21 protein-coding genes are annotated in these 20,428 nt (G+C 69.5%); 17 read left to right on the top strand and 4 right to left on the bottom strand.

Going from position 1 to position 20,428, the window contains the following annotated elements:
* Positions 1-23: 23 nt before the first annotated feature.
* A complete protein-coding gene (locus tag WFJ01_RS06480; protein ID WP_251441980.1) occupies positions 24-623 on the bottom strand; it encodes a TetR/AcrR family transcriptional regulator in 600 nt (199 codons plus the stop codon).
* 118 nt (positions 624-741) lie between these two features.
* On the opposite strand from WFJ01_RS06480, the gene WFJ01_RS06475 reads away from it, so the two are divergent.
* The 6 genes from WFJ01_RS06475 to WFJ01_RS06450 all read left to right on the top strand — a co-directional run bounded on the left by WFJ01_RS06475 (position 742) and on the right by WFJ01_RS06450 (position 5,005).
* On the top strand, positions 742-1,356 hold the full coding sequence (locus WFJ01_RS06475; protein ID WP_251441978.1) for a DUF6230 family protein: 615 nt from the start codon (positions 742-744) through the stop codon (positions 1,354-1,356).
* Positions 1,347-1,901 carry a DUF6114 domain-containing protein gene (locus WFJ01_RS06470; RefSeq protein WP_336628567.1) on the top strand — a complete coding sequence of 185 codons (555 nt, stop codon included), beginning with the start codon at positions 1,347-1,349 and terminating at the stop codon, positions 1,899-1,901. The genes WFJ01_RS06475 and WFJ01_RS06470 overlap by 10 nt, the downstream gene beginning before the upstream one ends.
* On the top strand, positions 1,898-2,626 hold the full coding sequence (locus WFJ01_RS06465; protein WP_292886116.1) for a hypothetical protein: 729 nt from the start codon (positions 1,898-1,900) through the stop codon (positions 2,624-2,626). The genes WFJ01_RS06470 and WFJ01_RS06465 overlap by 4 nt, the downstream gene beginning before the upstream one ends.
* Before the next feature lie 28 nt (positions 2,627-2,654).
* On the top strand, positions 2,655-3,227 hold the full coding sequence (locus tag WFJ01_RS06460) for a GNAT family N-acetyltransferase (protein WP_292886113.1): 573 nt from the start codon (positions 2,655-2,657) through the stop codon (positions 3,225-3,227).
* Positions 3,228-3,279: 52 nt separating this feature from the next.
* The gene (locus WFJ01_RS06455) at positions 3,280-3,870 is read left to right on the top strand and encodes an RNA polymerase sigma factor (RefSeq protein ID WP_251441952.1); all 591 of its coding nucleotides are present in this window, start codon (positions 3,280-3,282) and stop codon (positions 3,868-3,870) included.
* 70 nt (positions 3,871-3,940) lie between these two features.
* Complete coding sequence (locus WFJ01_RS06450; protein WP_336628566.1) at positions 3,941-5,005, top strand: hypothetical protein; 1,065 nt, start codon at positions 3,941-3,943, stop codon at positions 5,003-5,005.
* Here WFJ01_RS06450 and WFJ01_RS06445 read toward each other — a convergent pair.
* Positions 4,969-5,490: an NUDIX hydrolase gene (locus WFJ01_RS06445; protein WP_292886107.1), complete on the bottom strand. Its 522-nt coding sequence runs from the start codon at positions 5,488-5,490 to the stop codon at positions 4,969-4,971. The genes WFJ01_RS06450 and WFJ01_RS06445 overlap by 37 nt on opposite strands.
* A gap of 66 nt (positions 5,491-5,556) precedes the next feature.
* On the opposite strand from WFJ01_RS06445, the gene dnaE reads away from it, so the two are divergent.
* The 5 genes from dnaE (at position 5,557) to WFJ01_RS06420 (ending at position 13,582) form a co-directional block, all read left to right on the top strand.
* A complete protein-coding gene (gene dnaE, locus WFJ01_RS06440; RefSeq protein WP_251441939.1) occupies positions 5,557-9,075 on the top strand; it encodes a DNA polymerase III subunit alpha in 3,519 nt (1,172 codons plus the stop codon).
* 135 nt (positions 9,076-9,210) lie between these two features.
* Positions 9,211-10,692 carry a hypothetical protein gene (locus WFJ01_RS06435; RefSeq protein WP_295032596.1) on the top strand — a complete coding sequence of 494 codons (1,482 nt, stop codon included), beginning with the start codon at positions 9,211-9,213 and terminating at the stop codon, positions 10,690-10,692.
* 6 nt (positions 10,693-10,698) lie between these two features.
* Positions 10,699-12,021, top strand: coding sequence for a histidinol dehydrogenase (gene hisD / locus WFJ01_RS06430; protein WP_336628565.1), 1,323 nt, complete (start codon positions 10,699-10,701; stop codon positions 12,019-12,021).
* A 10-nt stretch (positions 12,022-12,031) separates the two neighbouring features.
* On the top strand, positions 12,032-12,505 hold the full coding sequence (nrdR, locus tag WFJ01_RS06425; RefSeq protein WP_295032600.1) for a transcriptional regulator NrdR: 474 nt from the start codon (positions 12,032-12,034) through the stop codon (positions 12,503-12,505).
* A gap of 54 nt (positions 12,506-12,559) precedes the next feature.
* The gene (locus WFJ01_RS06420; protein ID WP_336628564.1) at positions 12,560-13,582 is read left to right on the top strand and encodes a quinone-dependent dihydroorotate dehydrogenase; all 1,023 of its coding nucleotides are present in this window, start codon (positions 12,560-12,562) and stop codon (positions 13,580-13,582) included.
* 72 nt (positions 13,583-13,654) lie between these two features.
* On the opposite strand, the gene WFJ01_RS06415 is transcribed toward WFJ01_RS06420, so the two are convergent.
* Positions 13,655-14,218, bottom strand: a complete 564-nt coding sequence (locus WFJ01_RS06415; protein ID WP_251441922.1) for a DUF3043 domain-containing protein — start codon at positions 14,216-14,218, stop codon at positions 13,655-13,657.
* Between the two features lie 55 nt (positions 14,219-14,273).
* Between WFJ01_RS06415 and WFJ01_RS06410 the strand changes: the two genes are divergently transcribed.
* From WFJ01_RS06410 to WFJ01_RS06385, 6 genes are all read left to right on the top strand, one after another.
* Positions 14,274-15,689 (top strand): dipeptidase, encoded by a 1,416-nt coding sequence (locus WFJ01_RS06410; protein WP_336628563.1) that lies wholly within the window; start codon positions 14,274-14,276, stop codon positions 15,687-15,689.
* Between the two features lie 117 nt (positions 15,690-15,806).
* A complete protein-coding gene (gene erpA / locus WFJ01_RS06405; protein WP_045252341.1) occupies positions 15,807-16,169 on the top strand; it encodes an iron-sulfur cluster insertion protein ErpA in 363 nt (120 codons plus the stop codon).
* 121 nt (positions 16,170-16,290) lie between these two features.
* Positions 16,291-17,205, top strand: a complete 915-nt coding sequence (gene ctaC / locus WFJ01_RS06400; RefSeq protein WP_251441917.1) for an aa3-type cytochrome oxidase subunit II — start codon at positions 16,291-16,293, stop codon at positions 17,203-17,205.
* Positions 17,206-17,210: 5 nt separating this feature from the next.
* Positions 17,211-18,938 (top strand): aa3-type cytochrome oxidase subunit I, encoded by a 1,728-nt coding sequence (gene ctaD / locus WFJ01_RS06395; protein ID WP_251441914.1) that lies wholly within the window; start codon positions 17,211-17,213, stop codon positions 18,936-18,938.
* 3 nt (positions 18,939-18,941) lie between these two features.
* A complete protein-coding gene (locus tag WFJ01_RS06390) occupies positions 18,942-19,376 on the top strand; it encodes a cytochrome c oxidase subunit 4 (RefSeq protein WP_251441911.1) in 435 nt (144 codons plus the stop codon).
* Positions 19,377-19,524: 148 nt separating this feature from the next.
* Positions 19,525-19,929, top strand: coding sequence for a VOC family protein (locus WFJ01_RS06385; RefSeq protein ID WP_336628562.1), 405 nt, complete (start codon positions 19,525-19,527; stop codon positions 19,927-19,929).
* Positions 19,930-19,996: 67 nt separating this feature from the next.
* Here the strand turns inward: WFJ01_RS06385 and WFJ01_RS06380 are convergent, their stop codons facing one another.
* Entirely contained in the window at positions 19,997-20,416 is a 420-nt protein-coding gene (locus WFJ01_RS06380) for a rhodanese-like domain-containing protein (protein ID WP_336628561.1), read from the bottom strand.
* Positions 20,417-20,428: the final 12 nt, after the last annotated feature.

Genomic DNA, 20,428 nt, shown 5'->3' with positions numbered 1-20,428 from the left:
AGCCCCCCGCGGGAGGGCGGCGCTCAGAGGCGCAGCTCGCCGGTCGCGGCGATGACGCCGTCCAGAGTCGTCTCGAGGAAGCGCACGACGCGCTCCGGATCCTCGTCGCGTTCGATGACCAGACTGATCAGGCTCTCCTCGGTGAAGGAGACCCAGGAGCGCAGCGCGACGCGCAGGGCGGGCGTGTCGGCGACGCCGAGCTCGCCGAAGGCGTCGATGAGCCGCTGAGCGTTGAGATCGCGGGACTCGTCCACGACCCGGCGCACCGCGGGGTCGCCGCTCGCGATGCCGCGCACGAGCGAGTGGAAAGTGCTCTGATGCTGGCGCACGAACTCCGTGATGCGCAGCAGCGTGTCGCGGATGCGGGCCCGCGGCTCCAGATCGTCGCGCGGCTCGGAGGCGAGCAGGAGGCTGTCCCTCGCCATGGTCACCACGGCGAGGTGCATGCCCTGCCGGGTGTCGAAGTAATGGAACAGCAGGGGGCGCGACACCCCGGCGCGCTGGGCCAGGACGTCCATGGTGAGCTCGTCGAGGGAATGCTCCGCAAGGAAGTTGACCCCGGTGGCCACGAGCTGCGCCCGTCGCTCCTCGGGGGTCAGTCTGGCGCGTCGCACGTCGGGCATGCCCCGAGCCTAGCGGGGCGGGGGTCCAGGATCCCGCATGGTATTGACTCTGAGTCAACGGGCAATATACTCGACCAGGGAGCGCCGCCATCGCAGCCGGCGCCCTGGAGGAGGATCGATGAAGTTCCCGAAGTCCGACCGTGTCCGCAAGCTCGGCTCGTCCCACGCAGGCCGCATCGCCCTGGTCGCGATTCCCGCCGGAGTGGTGGCCGCGGCCCTCATGGGCGGTGTCGCCCAGGGAGCCGTCCCGGTGTCGTTCGCGGTGTCGGGGAGCCAGTTCCAGATCAGCGCGTCCCAGCTCGAAGGGACCGGGTTCTCGCAGTACGCCGGGGTCGCCAAGGACACCGAGGGCAAGGAGCACACCGTCGCGATCGCGAACATCAAGAGCGCGACCCTCGCAGATCTCTGCCAGTCCGTCATCACCGACACGCCGCTCGGCAAGGTGGGCGTGCTCATCAAAGCGGGCGGCAACGGCAACCCCGCGTCCGCGAGCGACCTGCAGATCGGCATGACGGGCCTCAAGGGCGATGCTTCGTTCGGCGCGATCCGCATCGGTGTGGACGCCTCGACGGTCAACACCGATGCGAAGGGCAGCGCGGGCGACTTCGCCCAGGACGCCGACACGGTGTCGATCAAGAACCTGCAGCAGACGGCCTGGAGCACCCAGGCCTCCGTGTTCACCCTGACGGGCATGACGCTGGAGCTGACGGACGGTTCGCAGGGATGCTTCTGAGGGACGACACCGCGATGACCGAGGAGACGGGGGAGCGGGGAACCGCGCGACGCCAGCATCGGCCCGGCGGGACGGATCCGCTGTCGCCCGTGCGTGACGAGTCCGATCCCTCCGCCATGTCGGTCCCGGAGACCGGCGCAGAGAGCGCCTCCGTCCCGGGGTCCGCCCGCGGATTCCGGCACTGGCGCCGTCAGCGTCCGTTCGTCGGCGGCCTGCTGGTCGCCCTCGGCGGCGTGGAGATGTTCTTCTCGGGACAGCTCGACATCGGGCATCTGCATGTGCAGCTCGGGATCGAGGGGCTGCAGGCGACGGTCATCCCGATCGCGCTGCTGCTGCTCGGAATCCTCGCCGTCGCCATGCCCGCGCACCATGTGTTCTACGGGATCATCGCCCTGGTCGTGGCGATCTATTCGCTGATCGGGGTGAACCTCGGCGGATTCATCGTGGGGATGCTGCTCGCCGGCACCGGAGCCGTGCTCGTCGTGGCCTGGATGGGACCGCGCCCCGCATCGCCTGTCGGCGGAGTCGAGGAGGCGGCAGCGTGAAGTCGCAGCGGCGGCCCGGCGCCGGCCTTCTGGCCGCGCTCGCGCTCGTGGCGCCGCTGACCCTCGGAGCGGCCTTCGCCCCGGCGTCGCAGCCGACCGGGCTGTGCATCCCGTTGATCTGGTGCCCCGCACCGACTCCGACCCCGACGACGCCCCCGCCGACGTCGGGCACGCCCGGACCCTCGACGCCGGGACTGCCCGCGCTGCCCGGCACGCCGTCGACGCCGGCCACCACGGCGCCGCCCGCTCCAGGAGATCCCGCGCCGACGCCCGCGCCGGCCCCGGTCGCCGCGACGAGGGACGAGAGCGCGCCCGTCTTCACGAAGACCCCCGCCTCGATGGGGTCGCAGGGGCTGTCCTTCACCGGATTGAGCGGGATCTCGATCGTCGACGTGCCGACCGTCGACGGCGGCACCATCCGCGCCCTGAAGATCTCGGCCGACTCGATCACGATCTCGGGGTTCTCGCTCACCGTCCGCCCGCCGGACAAGGCGGGTCTCGTGACCAACGCCGACACCATGACGCTCACCGGGCATGTGAGCGTGTACCTCGGCTCGGTCACCGCCACCACGCAGGACGGTCGTGCATTGACGCTGGGGACGGACACGCCCCCGCCCCTGGACGACGTCAAGCCGGGCCTGCTGCGCGTCACGATGGGGCTCGTCGGCACGATCGCCGACTCGATCAGCTACACGAACACGGATCAGCGCATCGTCGAGCCGTGATGTCGGCGCCCGGGGGCAGACTGGACGCATGAGCATCGAGGTGCGGCCGGCGAGCGTCTTCGACGACGTCGCGACGCTCGTGGGGCCCAAGAACCCCACGGCGCAGTCCTGCTACTGCCTGAGTTACCGGATCCCGAGCAAGGAGAGTCAGGCGCTGCGCGGCGAGGCCAGGGCGGAGCGCGTGCGCGGGCTCTGCGCGGAGGATCCGCCTCCCGGCGTGATCGCGTATCTCGACGGCGAGCCCGTCGGCTGGGCGGCGGTCCATCCTCGCGGCGACACGTCCTTCGCCCGCAATCGGCTGATCCCGCATGTCGACGACCTCGACGTCTGGTCGCTGTGGTGTCTCCGCGTGCGCCCGGGATTCCGCAAGCAGGGCATCACGCACACGCTCGTCGACGGCGCCGTCGCCTTCGCACGTGAGCGCGGGGCTCCGGCGATCGAGGCGTACCCCGTGGACAACCGCGGCGCGAAGGTGGACCTGACGATGGCCTACGTCGGCACGCGCGGACTGTTCGAGTCCGCCGGCTTCACGAAGGCCTCGGACACCGGATCCGTGATCAACGGTTTCCCCCGGGTGCTGATGCGATTGGACCTGCGCTGAGCGCTGCCGAAAATACCGTGAACCGGGCGGACGCGCTTGGACAATACACAGCGTGAGCACAGACAGCGAGATCATCCAGAGGTCTCTCGACCAGCCGGCCGCGTTCGCCGAGCTCTTCGATCGGCACGCCCGGAGCGTGAACGCCTTCGCCACCTACCGGGTCGGTCGCGCCGCAGCCGAGGACATCCTGAGCGAGACGTTCCTCACGGCGTTCCGTCGTCGCGCCGACTTCGACCTCGCCGCGGAGTCGAGCGCGCCCTGGCTGCTCGGCATCGCGGCGAGGCTCATCCGCAGGCATCGGGCGGTGGAGGCGAGGCATTGGCGATCCTTCGTCGCGTCGATGGGCAGTGAGGAGATCTCGTCGGCCGGGGGCGTGGACGAGGCGCTTGCGCGCGTCGATGCGGAACGCGAGGTGGCCGCGCTGAGGATGCGGATCGCGGCGCTCGGGCCGAAGGACAGGGAGACGCTCCTGCTCTACGCCTGGCACGGACTCAGTTATGACGAGGTGGCAGAAGCTCTCGGCGTGCCGGTGGGAACGGTGAGATCGCGGCTCCATCGCGTGCGCCGACGTCTGGATCCGGACCGCCGCATCGAGGCTTTCGAGAAGAAGCAGCAGAAGGGAGAGAGCGTTGGACGTGTGTGAGAAGGTCGCAGAGATCAGACCCGAGATCGAGGGCGCAGAGGCGAATCTCGCGACCGCCCGGCTTCGCCTGATGGCGGAGATCAGCGGCGCGCAGGCGCCGAAGCGCGTCCCGTCGACGAGGTCGCCGTGGTACTTCGTCGCGGGAGGCGTCGGCGCCGTGGCGGCGGCCGCCGCCACGGCGATCCTCATCGGGAACCTGACGGCGCCCGGGCCGGAGCCGACGGCGGTGGCGCATCCGACCTCACTCCCGACTCAGACCGCGCGCCCGGTGCCGGCGCCGGATCCGACGGCCCCGGCGGTGCCGGAGACGGCCTCGTCGGTGCTCCGGGCAGCCGCAGCGTCGGCGATCCACGGAGGGCTCGCCCCTCGGTCCGATCAGTATCTGCGCATCGCGTGGACCGCGGACGTCGTGTTCCTCAGCGACGGCACCACCATCGCGTCGCCGAATCAGGGGCTGTCCGCGTCGATGGCGACACGCGCCTGGGTGGTCCGGAGCAGCGGGGTCTTCTACGTCCCCGCGGATCCGACCGCTGACTGGTACTTCGCCCCTGCCGCCGCCCCGACGGTGGCGGCCGCCTATGGTCCGGATGAGGCTGCCGACGCGCTCATGCGGGCGTTCCTCGACCGTTGGGCATCCGCGGGGGAAGCCGGTGGTTTCCGCGAGGGCGGGGGCTCCCTGCCCGAGGGGGACGGAACCCGCTACGGCGACTACCTGACATCCCTGCCCGGTGACGCTGACGGGATCCTCGGACAGCTCCTCGCCACGCAGAACGGCAGCTCCGACTACCACCTCCGAGCGATGGCCGGCTGGAAGCTGATGACCCTGCTCGCCTCCAACGCAGGAGGCGGCGACGTGCGCGCGGCCATGCTGCAGGCGCTGGCGCAGCTCCCCGGATCGTCGATCATCGACAGCCACGGCGCGGTGCGCACGATCGCGTTCGACTCGACGTACGGGGAGGCGCCGGACGAGTCCGGAGATGTCCAACGCCATCAGACGATCACGGTCGACGTCTCGACCGGTCGGGTGACGGGGATCTCGGACAGCACCGATCCGGGAACCAGTGTCGTCCCCGCAGGCGTCGCCGATGAGCAGCGGAGCTACGTCGTCGATCTCGTGGACGGGCTCCCGGGCTGAGGCGCCCGCGGCGGGCGTCCGCCCCGGAAGTGCGCGGGATCGTCCTCGGCTACGGCGAGGGCGATCTTGCGCACATGGGCGTCGTCGACGTCGCCCATGGCGGCCAGGTCGTAGAAGCCGACCTCGGTGAGCTCTCCGTCCGCGGGGTGAGGCTCGCCGGAGACCCACGAGCAGCGGAACACGAGGTCGAGGTAGTCCACCTCGTCCCCGTTGGCGTATGTCACGCGGGGGAGCTGCTGCACGAGCGCGAGCCGCTCGACCTTGACGGTCACGCCGGCCTCCTCGAGGCACTCGCGCACCGCGGTGTCGGCGGGTTCCTCGCGGGGCTCGACGATGCCGGAGATCGCCTGCCACACGCCGTTGTCGGCGCGTCTGCCGAGCAGCACCTTCTCCTCGCGGAACACGATCGCCGTCACGCCCACCAGGTTCAGCGGAGCGTGGCCGATGTGCTCGCGGAGGGCGACGACGAAGTCGGGGGTGGTCATGGTCCCAGGGTATCGGCGGCGGATCGCGAGGCCTCCGTGTCCCACCCTGAAACGTAGACTCGATGCATGGCCTCAGACTCCTTCGTCCACCTGCACGTGCACAGCGAGTACTCGATGCTGGACGGGGCCGCGCGCATCCAGCCGCTGGTGCAGGAGGCGGTCGCACAGGGCATGCCGGCGGTGGCTGTGACCGACCACGGCAACACGTTCGCGGCCTTCGAGTTCTACAAGGCGGCGACCGCCGCGGGCGTCAAGCCGATCATCGGCATCGAGGCCTACGTCACACCCGGAACGCACCGCAGCGACAAGTCGCGCGTGCAGTGGGGATCCCCCGAGCAGCGCCGCGACGACGTGTCCGGATCCGGCGCCTACACGCACATGACGCTGCTGTCCGAGACGACCGAGGGCATGCACAACCTGTTCCGGCTCTCCTCGACCTCGAGCCTGGAGGGCTACTACTTCAAGCCCCGCATGGACCGCGAGATCCTGCAGAAGTACTCCAAGGGCCTGATCGCCACCACCGGATGCCCCTCCGGAGAGATCCAGACCCGGCTGCGCCTGGGGCAGTACGACGCCGCCCGCGCGGCGGCGGCGGAGTTCCAGGACATCTTCGGCAAGGAGAACTACTTCGCCGAGATCATGGATCACGGTCTGGAGATCGAGCGGCGCGTCACCGGCGACCTGCTGAAGATCGCGAAGGACCTCGGGATCCCGCTCGTCGGCACGAACGATTTGCACTACACGCACCAGCACGACGCGACCAGCCACGCGGCGCTGCTCTGCGTGCAGTCCGGCTCGACCCTCGACGACCCGAACCGGTTCAAGTTCGACGGCGACGGCTACTACGTGAAATCGGCTGCGGAGATGCGCCAGGTGTTCCGAGAGCACCCCGAAGCGTGCGACAACACGCTGCTCATCGCCGAGCGCTGTGACGTCTCCTTCAACACGAGTGCCAACTTCATGCCGCGCTTCCCCGTCCCGCCGGGCGAGACGGAGGAGAGCTGGTTCATCAAGGAGGTCGAGAAGGGCCTGCAGCTCCGCTACCCGGGCGGGATCTCCGATGCGGTGCGCAAGCAGGCGAACTACGAGGTCGAGGTCATCTCGTCCATGGGGTTCCCCGGCTACTTCCTCGTCGTCGCCGACTTCATCAACTGGGCCAAGGACAACGGCGTGCGGGTCGGCCCCGGCCGCGGTTCCGGCGCCGGATCCATGGCGGCCTACGCCATGAAGATCACGGATCTGGATCCGCTCGAGCACGGCCTCATCTTCGAGCGCTTCCTCAACCCCGACCGCGTCTCGATGCCCGACTTCGACGTCGACTTCGACGACCGCCGTCGTGGCGAGGTGATCCAGTACGTCACGGAGAAGTACGGCGACGAGCGTGTCGCGCAGATCGTCACATACGGCACGATCAAGGCCAAGCAGGCGCTGAAGGACGCCGGACGCGTGCTCGGCTTCCCCTTCAGCATGGGAGAGAAGCTCACCAAGGCGATGCCGCCCGCGGTGATGGGCAAGGACATGCCGCTGGACGGCATGTTCGATCCAGAGCACCCGCGGTACAAGGAGGCCAGCGAGTTCCGCGTCGTGATCGAGTCGGATCCCGAGGCGAAGACCGTGTTCGACACGGCGCTGGGTCTGGAGAACCTGAAGCGCCAGTGGGGCGTGCACGCGGCCGGCGTCATCATGTCCTCGCATCCGCTGATCGACATCATCCCGATCATGAAGCGCGAGCAGGACGGCCAGATCGTCACGCAGTTCGACTATCCGTCCTGCGAGTCGCTCGGTCTCATCAAGATGGACTTCCTGGGGCTGCGCAACCTCACGATCATCTCGGACGCCCTCGCCAACATCCGGATGAACCGGGGCGAGGAGCTCGTCCTGGAGGATCTGGCGCTCGACGACCGTCCGTCGTACGACCTGCTCACCCGCGGCGACTCGCTCGGCGTGTTCCAGCTCGACGGCGGGCCGATGCGTGCGCTCATGCGGCTCATGAAGCCGGACAACTTCGGCGACATCTCGGCGCTCATCGCGCTGTACCGGCCGGGCCCGATGGGCGCGAACTCGCACACGAACTACGCGCTCCGCAAGAACGGGCTCCAGGAGATCACGCCGATCCACCCGGAGTTCGCGGAATCGCTCAAGGACATCCTGGAGGAGAGCTACGGCCTCATCATCTACCAGGAGCAGGTGATGGCGATCGCCCAGCGCGTGGCCGGGTTCTCGCTCGGTCAGGCCGACATCCTCCGCCGTGCGATGGGCAAGAAGAAGAAGTCCGAGCTGGACAAGCAGTTCGAGGGCTTCCAGGCGGGCATGCACGCCAACGGCTACTCCGACGGTGCGGTGAACGCGCTCTGGGAGATCCTGCTGCCGTTCTCCGACTACGCGTTCAACAAAGCCCACTCGGCGGCCTACGGCGTGATCTCCTACTGGACCGCGTACCTGAAGGCGCATTACCCCGCCGAGTACATGGCGGCGCTGCTGACCAGCGTCGGCGACTCCAAGGACAAGATGGCACTGTACCTCAACGAGTGCCGCCGCATGGGCATCAAGGTGCTTCCGCCGGATGTGCGCGAGTCGATCAACTTCTTCGCGGCCGTCGGCGAGGACATCCGCTTCGGGCTCGGAGCCGTCCGCAACGTCGGATCCAATGTCGTCGACGGCATCGTGAAGTCGCGCCAAGAGGAGAACTTCACCTCGTTCCACGACTTCCTCAAGAAGGTCCCGCTGCACGTCGCCAACAAGCGCACGGTCGAGTCGCTGATCAAGGCCGGCGCCTTCGACTCCATGGGCGACACCCGCCGTGCGCTCGTCGAGATCCACGAGGACGCCGTCGAGGCCTCGGTCGACCAGAAGCGCAACGAGGCCCAGGGCGCCATCGGCTTCGACTTCGACAGCCTCTACGACGAGGTCGAGGAGGTCGCCCCGCCCAAGGTGCCGAACCGGCCCGAGTGGACCAAGAAGGACAAGCTCGCGTTCGAGCGCGACATGCTGGGCCTGTACGTGTCCGACCATCCGCTGGCAGGGCTCGAGGTGCCGCTCGCCAAGCACGCGTCGATCGCGATCAACGCGCTGCTCGAGTCGGAGGACCTGCAGGACGGCGATCAGGTGACGGTGGCGGGACTCGTGACGAGCGTGCAGCATCGCGTCGCGAAGGCGAGCGGGAACCCCTACGGCATGATCACGATCGAGGACTTCCACGGCGAGATCACGATCATGTTCATGGGCAAGACCTACCTCGAGTTCCAGAGCACGCTGCAGCAGGATGCGATCCTCGCCGTGCGCGGACGGATCTCGCGTCGCGACGACGGCATGAACCTGCATGCGCAGTCGGCGTTCACGCCCGACGTCGGCGCCTTCGATGCGGCAGGGCCGCTGTCGCTGATCGTGCCGGAGCAGCGCGCCACCGAGCGCGTCATCGAGGATCTCGCCGAGGTGCTGCGACGCCACGCGGGGGAGACCGAGGTGATGCTGAAGATGCACCGCGGCGGACGCGCGAAGGTCTTCGAGGTGCCCATGCCGGTCACCGTCACCGCGGATCTGTTCGGCGATCTGAAGTCGCTGCTCGGCCCGCAATGCCTGGGCTGACCGTTCCCCGCCGGGTCGTCCCACGGGGGCATCCGTCGCCGGAGCCCGCTCAGGAGGTCTCCAAACCTGCCCGGTAGTATCGGGTCCCGTCCGACGGCCGCCCCCCAGACGGCCGCACGACGAAAGGAAGCACTGATGACCGGCGACGTCCCTTTCGCTGCGATGTCGCAGGGCGAAGAGAGCCCGACATCGACCCCGGAGGCCCGCCCCGACGAGGCCGTCCCGGAGGACTCCTTCCCTGCGGCGGCGCCTCAGCACGGCTATGTGGGGTTCACCCTGCGTGAGCTGATCATGGCAGGTCTGTGGTTGATCGCCTTCGTGCTCTCGTTCGTCCCCGCAGCGGGCAGCGTGCTCGACAGCTCGGCGACCGTGTGGACGATGAACGGCGCCTGGCTGCTCACGATCGGAGTGCCCACGGCGGCCGTCTTCCTCGTGGTGCTGCGGCGCCTGTCGCCGGAGGGGATCCGCCGCGTCGGCTCTCTCGGCATCGATCAGTTCGCCTCGGTGGCGTTCAGCGTCGCCCTGGTCAGCTGGGCCGTGCTGCTGTGGCAGCAGCTCGACCTGGTCGCCGCGATGCGCCGCAGCGCGCTCGCCACCTGGCCGCTCTGGCTGGAGGTCGCCTCCCTGCTGGGCCTCGTGGTGGTCTCGGTGTTCGCGGTCCTCATCCCGGGGCTGCGCGAGGACTTCGAGGGGCGCACCGACACCCTGGCGCACCGCAATGCGAACCCGGTGCGCCCGGTGTTCACCCGACCGCGGCCGGTGCGTGCGCGGGGGAGCGTGTCCGATCCTCAGAACGAGGACGACGTCGATCCCGGGCTGCTGCACGAGAACGAGGTCGACGCGGGCGCGCACCTCTCCGCCGGCGCCACGGGCGCGGCGATCCTCGGCGGAGCCGGCTACGTGCCCGACCATCACCGCGAGTCGTTCGTCGCCTCCGAGGCGGGGGCGGAAGACGCGGAGGTCCGCGCGGACGAGTCGACCGTGCGCACCGCCGAGAGCGGCGTTGCCGAATCAGCCGCAGGCGAGGACGCGGGGGACGCCCTCACGGCGGGCGCGGCTGCGGCCGAGGCCCTGACGGAGGCGATCCCCGAGGCGGAGGAGCCGGCACCCGTCGGCGCCGACCCGGGGACGACGCGGCAGGAGCTCCGCGAGGACGACCGGACCACGGGGGCGGATTCCCGGCGCGATGCGGAGGCGTCCGAGACGACGCAGGCGTCCGCTCCGACGGAGTCGTCCGAGGCGGAGCCGAGCCCTTCCGCGCCGTCGGAGGACGACCCTGCGGACGCCGGTGACCGGTCGCCGGTCTCGCACGACCTCTCCGACACCATGACCGAAGTGCTCGGCGACCTGCTGGTGCCTTCGCCCGAGGACGAGGTCGCCACGCACGCGGTCGACGTGGTGGCGGAGGAGCGGCGGGGATCCGAGCCGGCCCAGCCCTTCTGGGCGCTGGCGCCGGAGACCCGGCCGGTTCATGACGCGCGGGGTGACGAGATTTTCACGATCGGGCCCGATGCGTGGATCCTTGTTCTCGAGGACCGCGGCGGCGCCTTCGTCGTGCGGCACGACGACGGCCGCGTGGGCTACCTGCACGACACCGACAACATGACCCGAGGCTGAGGACGCATGCAGACGATCGACCTGAGGGGACGCACCCTCTCCACCGCCGAGATGCTCGCGGCCGTACCGCGTGCCACCGCCGCGCGCGCCGAGGCGCTGGCCACCGCGACCGCGATCGTGGAGGACGTGCGCGTGCGCGGCGAGGAGGCGCTGCGCGAGCAGGCCGATCGCTTCGACCGGGTCAGCGGGCACGCGATCCGGGTTCCCCGCGAGCACCTCGACGAGGCCCTCGCGTCGGTCGCCCCCGATGTGCGCACGGCGCTGGAGGCGGCGATCGACCGGGTGCGCCGCGGCTCCGCCGCCCAGGTGCCGGAGGACCGCGAGACCCGGATCGGTCCCGGCGCCCGCATCGTGCAGCGCTGGCAGCCCGTGGGCCGGGTCGGCGTCTACATCCCGGGCGGCAAGGCGCCGCTCGCCTCGAGCGTCGTGATGAACGTCGTCCCGGCGCAGGTCGCGGGCGTCCGCAGCATCGCGCTCGCCTCGCCGCCGCAGCAGGGCGAGGACGGGCGCATCCACCCGACCATCCTCGCCGCGGCGGCGCTGCTGGGCGTCGAGGAGGTCTACGCGATCGGCGGCGCCGGTGCCGTCGGCGCCTTCGCCTACGGCGTGCCGGAGGTCGGACTCGACCCCGTCGACGTGATCTCCGGGCCGGGCAACAACTTCGTCGCCTCCGCCAAGCGCGCCGTCGCCGGGGTGGTCGGCACCGATTCCGAGGCCGGTGCCACCGAGATCCTCATCGTCGCCGACGGCGACGCCGACCCCCGCCTGATCGCGGCCGATCTCATCAGCCAGGCGGAGCACGACGAGCAGGCCTCGGCGGTGTTCGTGACCGATGCGGCAGAGCTCGCCGAGCGCGTCGCCGCCGAGGTCGCGACCCAGGCGGCGCGCACCCGGCACAGCGAGCGCGTGCAGGCGGCGCTGAACGGACCGCAGTCGGCGATCGTCCTCGTCGACGACCGGGCCGCGGCGGTCGCGTTCAGCAACGCCTATGCGCCGGAGCACCTCGAACTGCACCTGGCGGATGCGGAGGCCGCGGCCCCGTCGTTCACGAGCGCCGGGGCGGTCTTCGTCGGCGACCAGACGCCGGTCAGCCTCGGGGACTACATGGCGGGCAGCAACCACGTGCTCCCGACCGGGGGTCAGGCGCGCTACGCGTCGGGGCTCGGCGCCTACACCTTCCTGCGCCCCCAGCAGGTCGTCTCCTACGACCACGCCGCGCTCACCGAGGCGCGCGCGGGCGTCGCCGCCCTTGCGGCGGCAGAGCTGCTGCCGGCGCACGGCGAAGCGGTCGAGGCCCGATTCGCCGCCGAGCAGGACTCCGGGGCGTAGGCTTTCACAAATGCACTGCCCGTTCTGCCGTCATCCGGACTCCCGCGTCATCGACTCCCGCACGAGCGACGACGGATTGTCGATCCGGCGCCGCCGCCAGTGCCCCGAGTGCGGGGGGCGGTTCTCGACGACCGAGACCGCGAGCCTCAACGTGATCAAGAGAAGCGGCGTGATGGAGCCCTTCAGCCGCGAGAAGGTGATCTCCGGTGTCCGCAAGGCCTGTCAGGGGCGCCCGGTGACCGAGGCGGATCTCGCGATCCTCGCGCAGCGCGTCGAGGAGGCGGTGCGTCAGACGGGCGTCTCGCAGCTGGACACCAACGAGATCGGGCTGGCGATCCTGGGGCCCCTGCGGGATCTGGACGAGGTCGCCTACCTGCGCTTCGCGAGCGTCTATCAGGCGTTCGACTCCCTCGAGGACTTCGAGGCCTCGATCGCCGAGCTCCGCGCCGACCATCATGCGGCGGCGGCGCAGACCGCGCTCTGAGCCCGGCCTCGACGTCGGTCGGATCCGCATCCGCCGACCGGTAGCCTGGCAGGGATGTATGCGCTGCTCTTCCGTCTCGTCCTCGCGCGTTTCGATCCCGAGTTCGCCCACCACGCCGGCATGGCCGTGGTGCGGGTGCTCGGCGCGCCCCCGTTCTCCTGGATCGCCCGTGCACTGACGCGTCCCGAGCCGCGGGACGAGGTGCGCGCCCTCGGGCTCGTCTTCCCCTCGCCGTTCGGCATCGCCGCGGGCTTCGACAAGAACGCGGTCGGGGTGCGCGGCCTGTCCGCGCTCGGATTCGGGCACGTCGAGGTGGGCACCATCACCGCGATCCCGCAACCGGGCAACCCCAAGCCGCGGCTGTTCCGGCTCATCCCGGATCGCGCCGTGGTGAACCGCATGGGCTTCAACAACGCCGGTGCGGAGGCCGCGGAGAAGCGGCTGTGGAAGCTCCGCCGCCGCCGTCCCGCGGCCGTGATCGGCGTCAACATCGGCAAGAGCCGTGTCGTCGCGGTCGAGGACGCGACCGCCGACTACGTCGCGTCGGCGGTGCGTCTCGCGCCCCTCGCCGACTATCTCGCGATCAACGTCTCGTCCCCGAACACGCCGGGACTGCGCGGCCTGCAGGCCGTGGAGACGCTCGCTCCGCTGCTGCGAGCCGTGAAGGCGGCCGCTGGCGCCACACCGCTGCTGGTGAAGATCGCGCCCGATCTTCCGGACGACGAGGTCGCCGCGATCGCGGAGCTCGCCGTCGCGGAGGGGCTGGACGGCCTGATCGCGACGAACACGACGATCTCGCGCGAGGGGCTGATCACGGATCCCGCCAAGGTCGCCGCGGCAGGCGAGGGGGGCCTGTCCGGCGCCCCGCTCAAGGAGCGCTCGCTCGCGGTCCTCCGGATCGTGCGGGCCGCCGTCCCCGCCGATTTCTGCGTCATCTCCGTGGGAGGCGTCGAGACCGGTGCGGAGGTGCGCGAGCGTCTCGACGCCGGTGCGACCCTGGTCCAGGGATACACGGCGTTCCTCTACCGCGGGCCGTTCTGGGCGCGGCAGATCCGCGCGGGGCTGCACGCGCGCTGATCCGCGTACGACGCAGAAGGTCCCGGGCGCTCGCAGCGCACCGGGACCTTCTCGTCTGTCGGGGGATCCGGGTCAGTCCGGGTACTGACCGCGCTTCACCTGGGGCTTCGGCAGCCGCATGAAGCGCATCTGCAGCGACCGCATGGCCGCGTACCACGCGAGACCGCGCTCGCGCTTGTCCTTGCCGAACTTCTCGGCGATCCGGCGGTTCACGCGGATGCCGAGGAAGACCATGTCGATGATCGCGATCGCGATGAAGCCCCAGAGGCCGATGAAGGCCCAGTAGGCCACGAGGGTGTTCGGGATGAGCGACACGACGATCACCACGACCATGAGGGCCATGATCCACTCGCTGACGTGCCATCCCGCGTCGACGTAGTCGCGCACCCAGCGGCGCTGCGGGCCGCGGTCGCGCACCGGGAGGTACTTCTCCTCGCCGTTCGCCATGCCGATGCGCTGACGCTCCTGGCGCTGGCGCAGGTCGGCGCGGGCCTGGGCCTTCGCCTCCTTGGTGTCGGGCACCAGCGGGCGGCGCCGGGCGGCCTCCTGCTCCGCGCGGGTCGGCGTGCGGCGTCCCTTGCCGCTCGTCGCCTCGTCGGAGGCGTCGTCGGGTGCGGGGGTGGGAGTGCTGGGCACGAAGGCTCCTGGAAGTCGAGAGAGGAGGAAACGGGTGTTCTCTAAGATTACCTGCATGACTTCTCCCTCCTCCTCGGTCACCGCTTCCGGTGACGTCGAAGCCGCCGTCGCCGCCGCCGTCGCCACCGGGATCCCGGCCGCGCTGAGCGATCTCGGCGCCCTGGTGCGCATTCCGGGAATCGCGTGGCCGGCGTTCGATCAGACCCAGCTCGTCCGCAGCGCCGCCGCCGTCGCCGAGCTGGCGGAGGGCACCGGCGTGTTCGACAGCGTGCGGGTGCTGCGGGCCGCGATCCCGGGGACGGACGAGGTCGGCCAGCCCGCGATCCTCGCCCGCCGCGCCGCCCGCAACGGCAAGCCGACGATCCTGCTGTACGCCCACCATGACGTGCAGCCGCCGGGGGCCGACGAGCTCTGGGAGACCCCGCCGTTCGAGCCGACCGTCCGCGACGGCCGCCTGTACGGTCGTGGCGCCGCCGACGACAAGGCCGGGATCATGGCGCACATCGCGTCGATCCGCGCCGTGGCGGAGGCGCTCGGAGACGACCTCGATCTGGGCATCGCGATGTTCATCGAGGGGGAGGAGGAGTACGGCTCCCGCTCCTTCGCCCAGTTCCTCACCGACAACGAGGACGCCCTCCGCGCAGACGCGATCGTCGTCGCCGACTCCGGCAACTGGGATTCGTCCACGCCGGGTCTGACCGTCTCGCTGCGCGGCGCGGTGCGCTTCACCCTCACGGTGCGCACGCTCGACCACGCCTCGCACTCGGGCATGTTCGGGGGAGCGGTGCCCGACGCGATACTCGCGACGATCCGACTGCTGAACACGCTCTGGGACGAGAACGGATCCGTGGCCGTCGAGGGACTCGCCGTGCGCGAGGCGGAGACGCCGGAGTACAGCGAGGCGACGCTCCGCGACGAGACCGGGCTCCTCCCCGGCGTCACGCCGATCGGCGACGGCACGATCCTCAGCCGCATCTGGAACAAGCCGTCCGTCACGGTCATCGGCGTCGATGCGACCTCGGTGGCCGCGGCGTCGAACACGCTCGCCCCTGAGGCGACGGTCGTGCTGAGCTGCCGGATCGCACCGGGGCAGAGCGCCGACGACGCCTACGCCGCGCTCGAGGCGCACCTGCGGGCGCACGCGCCGTTCGGCGCCGAGCTCGCCTTCTCGGACCTCGACCTGGGCAACCCGTTCCTCGTCGACACGAGCGGCTGGGCGGTCGGCCTGGTGCGCGGGGCGATGGCCGACGGATACGGCAAGGACCCGGTCGACCTCGGCATCGGGGGATCCATCCCCTTCATCGCCGATCTGGTCGAGCGCTTCCCCGGCGCCGAGATCCTCGTGACCGGCGTCGAGGACCCGCACGCGCGGGCGCACAGCCCCAACGAGTCTCTGCACCTGGACACGTTCCGGCACGCGGTGGCGACCGAGGCGCTGCTGCTCACCCGGATGAACGAGATCACGCTCTGACGCGCCAGGGCGGCATCGAGACCCGGTCGTGACGGCCGGCTCGATGCCGCCCGTCCCTGCGGCGGTAGACTCGGAGGACGGGAACCGTGCCGGTGCACGGCCGATCCAAGGAGCGACATGAGCGACATCACCCTCACCCCCGAGACCACCACCGCGCACGGCGTGAAGCTCACCGACGCCGCCGCGGCGAAGGTGAAGAGCCTGCTGGAGCAGGAGGGGCGCGACGACCTTCGCCTGCGCGTCGCCGTGCAGCCCGGCGGCTGCTCCGGCCTGATCTACCAGCTCTACTTCGACGAGCGCTATCTCGAGGGCGACGAGACCGTCGACTTCGACGGCGTCGAGGTCATCGTCGACAACATGAGCGTGCCGTATCTGGACGGTGCGTCGATCGACTTCAAGGACACCATCTCGGAGCAGGGGTTCACGATCGACAACCCCAACGCGCAGGGCTCCTGCGCCTGCGGCGACAGCTTCCACTGACCCGCGGAATCCCCTCTCCCCACCCTGCGCCATCCACGCCCTACCTGCGTGGATGGCGTGAATCGGGTGTGAGGTTGCCCTAGACTGAGGTAGCCCACGTCCGTGATCTGAAAGGTGCATCGTGCCCTCGAAACGCCGCCTTCGTTGGGCCGCACTCCCCCTGGGAGTAGCGGCAGCCGTGGCCCTCGCGGGATGCTCTCCCACAGAGCTCCACGGATTCCTTCCGGGCTTCGTCGCCGACGGCACACCCGCCACCAATCAGACCGATCGCGTCGCCGCGCTCTGGGTCAACTCGTGGATCGTCCTGCTCGTCGTGGGTCTCATCACCTGGGGCCTCATGGGCTGGGCGGCCATCGCGTACCGCCGGCGCAAGGGCCAGACCGGCCTGCCGGTGCAGCTGCGCTACAACATGCCGATCGAGATCTTCTACACGATCGTCCCGCTGATCCTGATCTTCGGCATGTTCGCCTTCACGGCTCGCGACCAGACGATCATCGAGACCCAGTACGGCGCACCGGGCCAGCCCGCGCCCGACGTGTCGATCACCGCGATCGGCAAGCAGTGGGCCTGGGACTTCCAGTACGACGGCAAGGAGAAGGACAACTCCGACGCGGTCTGGACCATGGGTGTCCAGGCCCAGCCGGACAAGGCCGGGAACATCGACCAGGCCGCCCTCCCGACGCTGTACCTGCCGGTGAACAAGAAGGTCCACATCACGCTGCAGTCGCGTGACGTGATCCACTCCTTCTGGATCATCGACTTCCTGTACAAGAAGGACATGTACATCGGCAAGGACAACTCCTGGTCCTTCACGCCGACGCGCGAGGGCACCTATCAGGGCAAGTGCGCGGAGCTCTGCGGCGAGTACCACTCGATGATGCTCTTCAACGTGAAGGTCGTCAGCGACGCCGATTACCAGGCCTACCTGACCAAGCTGAAGAACGAGGGCAACACGGGCGACATCACCGACGCCTACGACCGCCTCACCAACTTCCCCGGCACCGGGAAGCCCACGACCGACTCGGAAGCGAAGTAAGCAGAATGACGAGCACTCTTCCCGACACGTCCGAGGTCGGCGCGCGTCCGACGACGATCCCGCCGCGCCAGGCGGCGCTGCTCAGCTCGACCCGCGTCGAGCAGAAGGGCAACATCGTCGTCAAGTGGATCACCTCCACGGACCACAAGACGATCGGGTACATGTATCTGATCGCCTCGGTGCTGTTCTTCCTCCTCGGCGGCGTGATGGCCCTGATCATCCGCGCCGAGCTGTTCTCGCCGGGCATGCAGATCATCCCGACGAAGGAGCAGTACAACCAGCTGTTCACGATGCACGGCACGATCATGCTGCTGATGTTCGCGACGCCGCTGTTCGCCGGTTTCGCGAACGCGATCCTGCCGCTGCAGATCGGTGCGCCGGATGTCGCGTTCCCGCGTCTGAACGCCTTCGCCTTCTGGCTGTTCCTCTTCGGCTCGACCATCGCGGTCGCCGGCTTCCTCACCCCGCAGGGTGCGGCCTCGTTCGGCTGGTTCGCCTACCAGCCCCTCGCGAGCGCCTCGTTCACGCCCGGTGCGGGCGGCAACCTCTGGATGCTCGGCCTCGGCATGTCCGGTTTCGGTACCATCCTGGGTGCGGTGAACTTCATCACCACGATCATCACGATGCGTGCCCCCGGCATGACGATGTGGCGCATGCCGATCTTCTCGTGGAACACGCTGATCACCAGCCTGCTGATCCTGATGGCGTTCCCGGTGCTGGCCGCCGCGATGCTGGCCGCCGCGGCGGACCGCGTCCTCGGCGCCCACATCTACGACCCGGCCAACGGCGGCGTCCTGCTCTGGCAGCACCTGTTCTGGTTCTTCGGCCACCCCGAGGTGTACATCATCGCGCTGCCGTTCTTCGGCATCGTCTCGGAGATCTTCCCGGTGTTCAGCCGGAAGCCGATCTTCGGATACAAGACCCTCGTCTACGCGACGATCGCGATCGCGGCCCTCTCCGTGGCGGTGTGGGCGCACCACATGTACGTCACCGGCGGTGTGCTGCTGCCGTTCTTCGCGCTCATGACGATGCTCATCGCGGTCCCGACCGGCGTCAAGATCTTCAACTGGATCGGCACGCTGTGGCGAGGATCCGTGACCTTCGAGACGCCGATGGTGTTCTCGCTCGGCTTCCTGGTCTCGTTCGTCTTCGGTGGTCTGACCGGTGTGATCCTGGCCTCCCCGCCGCTGGACTTCTTCCTCTCGGACTCCTACTTCGTGGTGGCGCACTTCCACTACGTGGTGTTCGGCACGGTGGTGTTCGCGATGTTCGCCGGGTTCTACTTCTGGTGGCCGAAGTGGACGGGCCGCATGCTCAACGAGCGCCTCGGCTACGTTCACTTCTGGATGCTCTTCATCGGCTTCCACATGACCTTCCTCATCCAGCACTGGCTGGGCGTCGACGGCATGCCGCGTCGTTACGCCGACTACTCGGCCTACGACAACTGGACGTGGGAGAACCAGGTCTCGACGATCGGCGCCATCATCCTGGGCGCCTCGATGCTGCCGTTCTTCCTGAACGTCTGGCTCACGTCGCGCAAGGCTCCGAAGGTCACGGTCAACGACCCCTGGGGCTATGGCGCTTCGCTCGAGTGGGCGACGTCGTGCCCGCCGCCGCGGCACAACTTCACCTCGATCCCGCGCATCCGCAGCGAGCGTCCCGCGTTCGACCTGAACCACCCGGAGGCGGCCGAGCACCCGGTCGCTGCTGCCGCCGACGGAAAGGGCCACTGACCCATGCGCGACAACATCGTCCTCTGGTGGATCCTCACCGCGTTCTTCGCCCTGATGGGCGTGACCTACACGGTCTGGAACCTCGTCGCCCACGCGGGCGAGCCGCCCGTCCGGGCGATCGAGTGGGTCGGCACCGTCGCCCTGTTCTTCGCGGCCTTCATGGGCGCGATGGTCGCCTTCTACCTGGACCGCACGCACAAGGCGCAGGGCGGAACGCTTCCCGAGGACATCCTCACCAGCGACATCGATGACGGCGACCCGGAGCTCGGCGAGTTCAGCCCGTGGTCCTGGTGGCCGATCGTGCTCGCCGGCGCAGCTGCGGTGGGCATGATCGCCCTGGCCGTCGGGGTGTTCCTCTTCCCGGTGGCGCTGGCGATCTTCGTCGTCGCGATCGTCGGCTGGGTCTACGAGTACTACCGCGGCCACTTCGCCCGCTGAGTCCTTCCGCACGAGGCCCCTGGAGCTCCTGGCTCCGGGGGCCTCGTCGTCTTGTGCCTGTGGATCGCGTGACGGTCACGGTGGGAGAGGGCTATCATCCCGATGGACGGCATGATCGGACGCCGTGAGGCATCGAGGGAGGCCACCGATGGACGGAGGCGATCTGGCGTCGCTCGGACAGGTGTCGCGCCGCGTCCGTGACATCGATGTCGCCGTCAGCTGGTACCGCGACGTCCTCGGCCTGCCGCACCTGTACACCTACGGCGACCTCGCATTCTTCGACCTGAACGGCACGCGGCTGTTCCTGAGCGCGGCGGACGACGGTGCGGGCGAGAGCGGCGAGTCGGTGCTGTACTTCCGCGTCGAGGACATCCACGCCGCCCACGAGGCCCTGACGGCGAAAGGTGTGGTCTTCCTCGACGCTCCGCACCTGATCCATCGTCATGACTCGGGTGTCGAGGAATGGATGGCGTTCTTCGCCGACCCCGACGGGCGCACCCTCGCGGTGATGGCGCAGACAGCACCCGTGGATTCCTCAGAGCCGGCGTCCTGAGCCGCTGCACGCCGCTGCGACGGCGCTCCTCATGACCTCTCTCCGAGGCGCGGGGGAGCGCGGGCGCTCAGGCCGTTGTGCGGATGCGCGGGATCCCGGTGAGCGGGTCCACCGGTCGACGATGGATCCCGTCCGCATTCTCGACGGGGTATCCCTCGCGCACCCAGTACTCGAAGCCGCCGATCATGAGCTTCACGTCGTAGCCGAGCTTGGCGAACTCCAGCGCGCCCTTGTCGCCGGCGTTGCACCCGGGGCTCCAGCAGTAGACCACCACGGGGGTGCCCTGAGGGATCTCCTGAGGCGCCCGGGCGGCGATCTCGCTGTAGTGCATATGGATCGCGTCGACGACACGCCCCTGAGCCCACGCCTCGTCGCTGCGCACGTCCACCACGGCGATGCGCTCACCGGACGTGCGGGCGGCGTGCAGGTCGCTCGCATCGGTCTCGAAGGCGAGCTTGGCGGCGAAGTGTTCGGCGGCAGAAGTCATGACGCCAGGCTA

Source organism: Microbacterium sp. MMO-35, from assembly GCF_037147555.1.
Classification (GTDB): domain Bacteria; phylum Actinomycetota; class Actinomycetes; order Actinomycetales; family Microbacteriaceae; genus Microbacterium.
This window is presented reverse-complemented; position numbering and strand designations above follow the sequence as displayed.

What these genes read in the sequence shown, in the direction of transcription:
- ctaD (WP_251441914.1), top strand. Translation starts at nt 17,211, where the DNA reads ATGACGAGCACTCTTCCCGACACGTCCGAGGTCGGCGCGCGTCCGACG.
- WFJ01_RS06385 (WP_336628562.1), top strand. Translation starts at nt 19,525, where the DNA reads ATGGACGGAGGCGATCTGGCGTCGCTCGGACAGGTGTCGCGCCGCGTC.
- WFJ01_RS06475 (WP_251441978.1), top strand. Translation starts at nt 742, where the DNA reads ATGAAGTTCCCGAAGTCCGACCGTGTCCGCAAGCTCGGCTCGTCCCAC.
- WFJ01_RS06420 (WP_336628564.1), top strand. Translation starts at nt 12,560, where the DNA reads ATGTATGCGCTGCTCTTCCGTCTCGTCCTCGCGCGTTTCGATCCCGAG.
- WFJ01_RS06410 (WP_336628563.1), top strand. Translation starts at nt 14,274, where the DNA reads ATGACTTCTCCCTCCTCCTCGGTCACCGCTTCCGGTGACGTCGAAGCC.
- erpA (WP_045252341.1), top strand. Translation starts at nt 15,807, where the DNA reads ATGAGCGACATCACCCTCACCCCCGAGACCACCACCGCGCACGGCGTG.
- WFJ01_RS06480 (WP_251441980.1), bottom strand. Translation starts at nt 623, where the DNA reads ATGCCCGACGTGCGACGCGCCAGACTGACCCCCGAGGAGCGACGGGCG.
- WFJ01_RS06470 (WP_336628567.1), top strand. Translation starts at nt 1,347, where the DNA reads ATGCTTCTGAGGGACGACACCGCGATGACCGAGGAGACGGGGGAGCGG.
- nrdR (WP_295032600.1), top strand. Translation starts at nt 12,032, where the DNA reads ATGCACTGCCCGTTCTGCCGTCATCCGGACTCCCGCGTCATCGACTCC.
- WFJ01_RS06460 (WP_292886113.1), top strand. Translation starts at nt 2,655, where the DNA reads ATGAGCATCGAGGTGCGGCCGGCGAGCGTCTTCGACGACGTCGCGACG.
- WFJ01_RS06380 (WP_336628561.1), bottom strand. Translation starts at nt 20,416, where the DNA reads ATGACTTCTGCCGCCGAACACTTCGCCGCCAAGCTCGCCTTCGAGACC.
- WFJ01_RS06445 (WP_292886107.1), bottom strand. Translation starts at nt 5,490, where the DNA reads ATGACCACCCCCGACTTCGTCGTCGCCCTCCGCGAGCACATCGGCCAC.
- dnaE (WP_251441939.1), top strand. Translation starts at nt 5,557, where the DNA reads ATGGCCTCAGACTCCTTCGTCCACCTGCACGTGCACAGCGAGTACTCG.
- WFJ01_RS06450 (WP_336628566.1), top strand. Translation starts at nt 3,941, where the DNA reads ATGGCGGAGATCAGCGGCGCGCAGGCGCCGAAGCGCGTCCCGTCGACG.
- WFJ01_RS06390 (WP_251441911.1), top strand. Translation starts at nt 18,942, where the DNA reads ATGCGCGACAACATCGTCCTCTGGTGGATCCTCACCGCGTTCTTCGCC.
- hisD (WP_336628565.1), top strand. Translation starts at nt 10,699, where the DNA reads ATGCAGACGATCGACCTGAGGGGACGCACCCTCTCCACCGCCGAGATG.
- WFJ01_RS06435 (WP_295032596.1), top strand. Translation starts at nt 9,211, where the DNA reads ATGACCGGCGACGTCCCTTTCGCTGCGATGTCGCAGGGCGAAGAGAGC.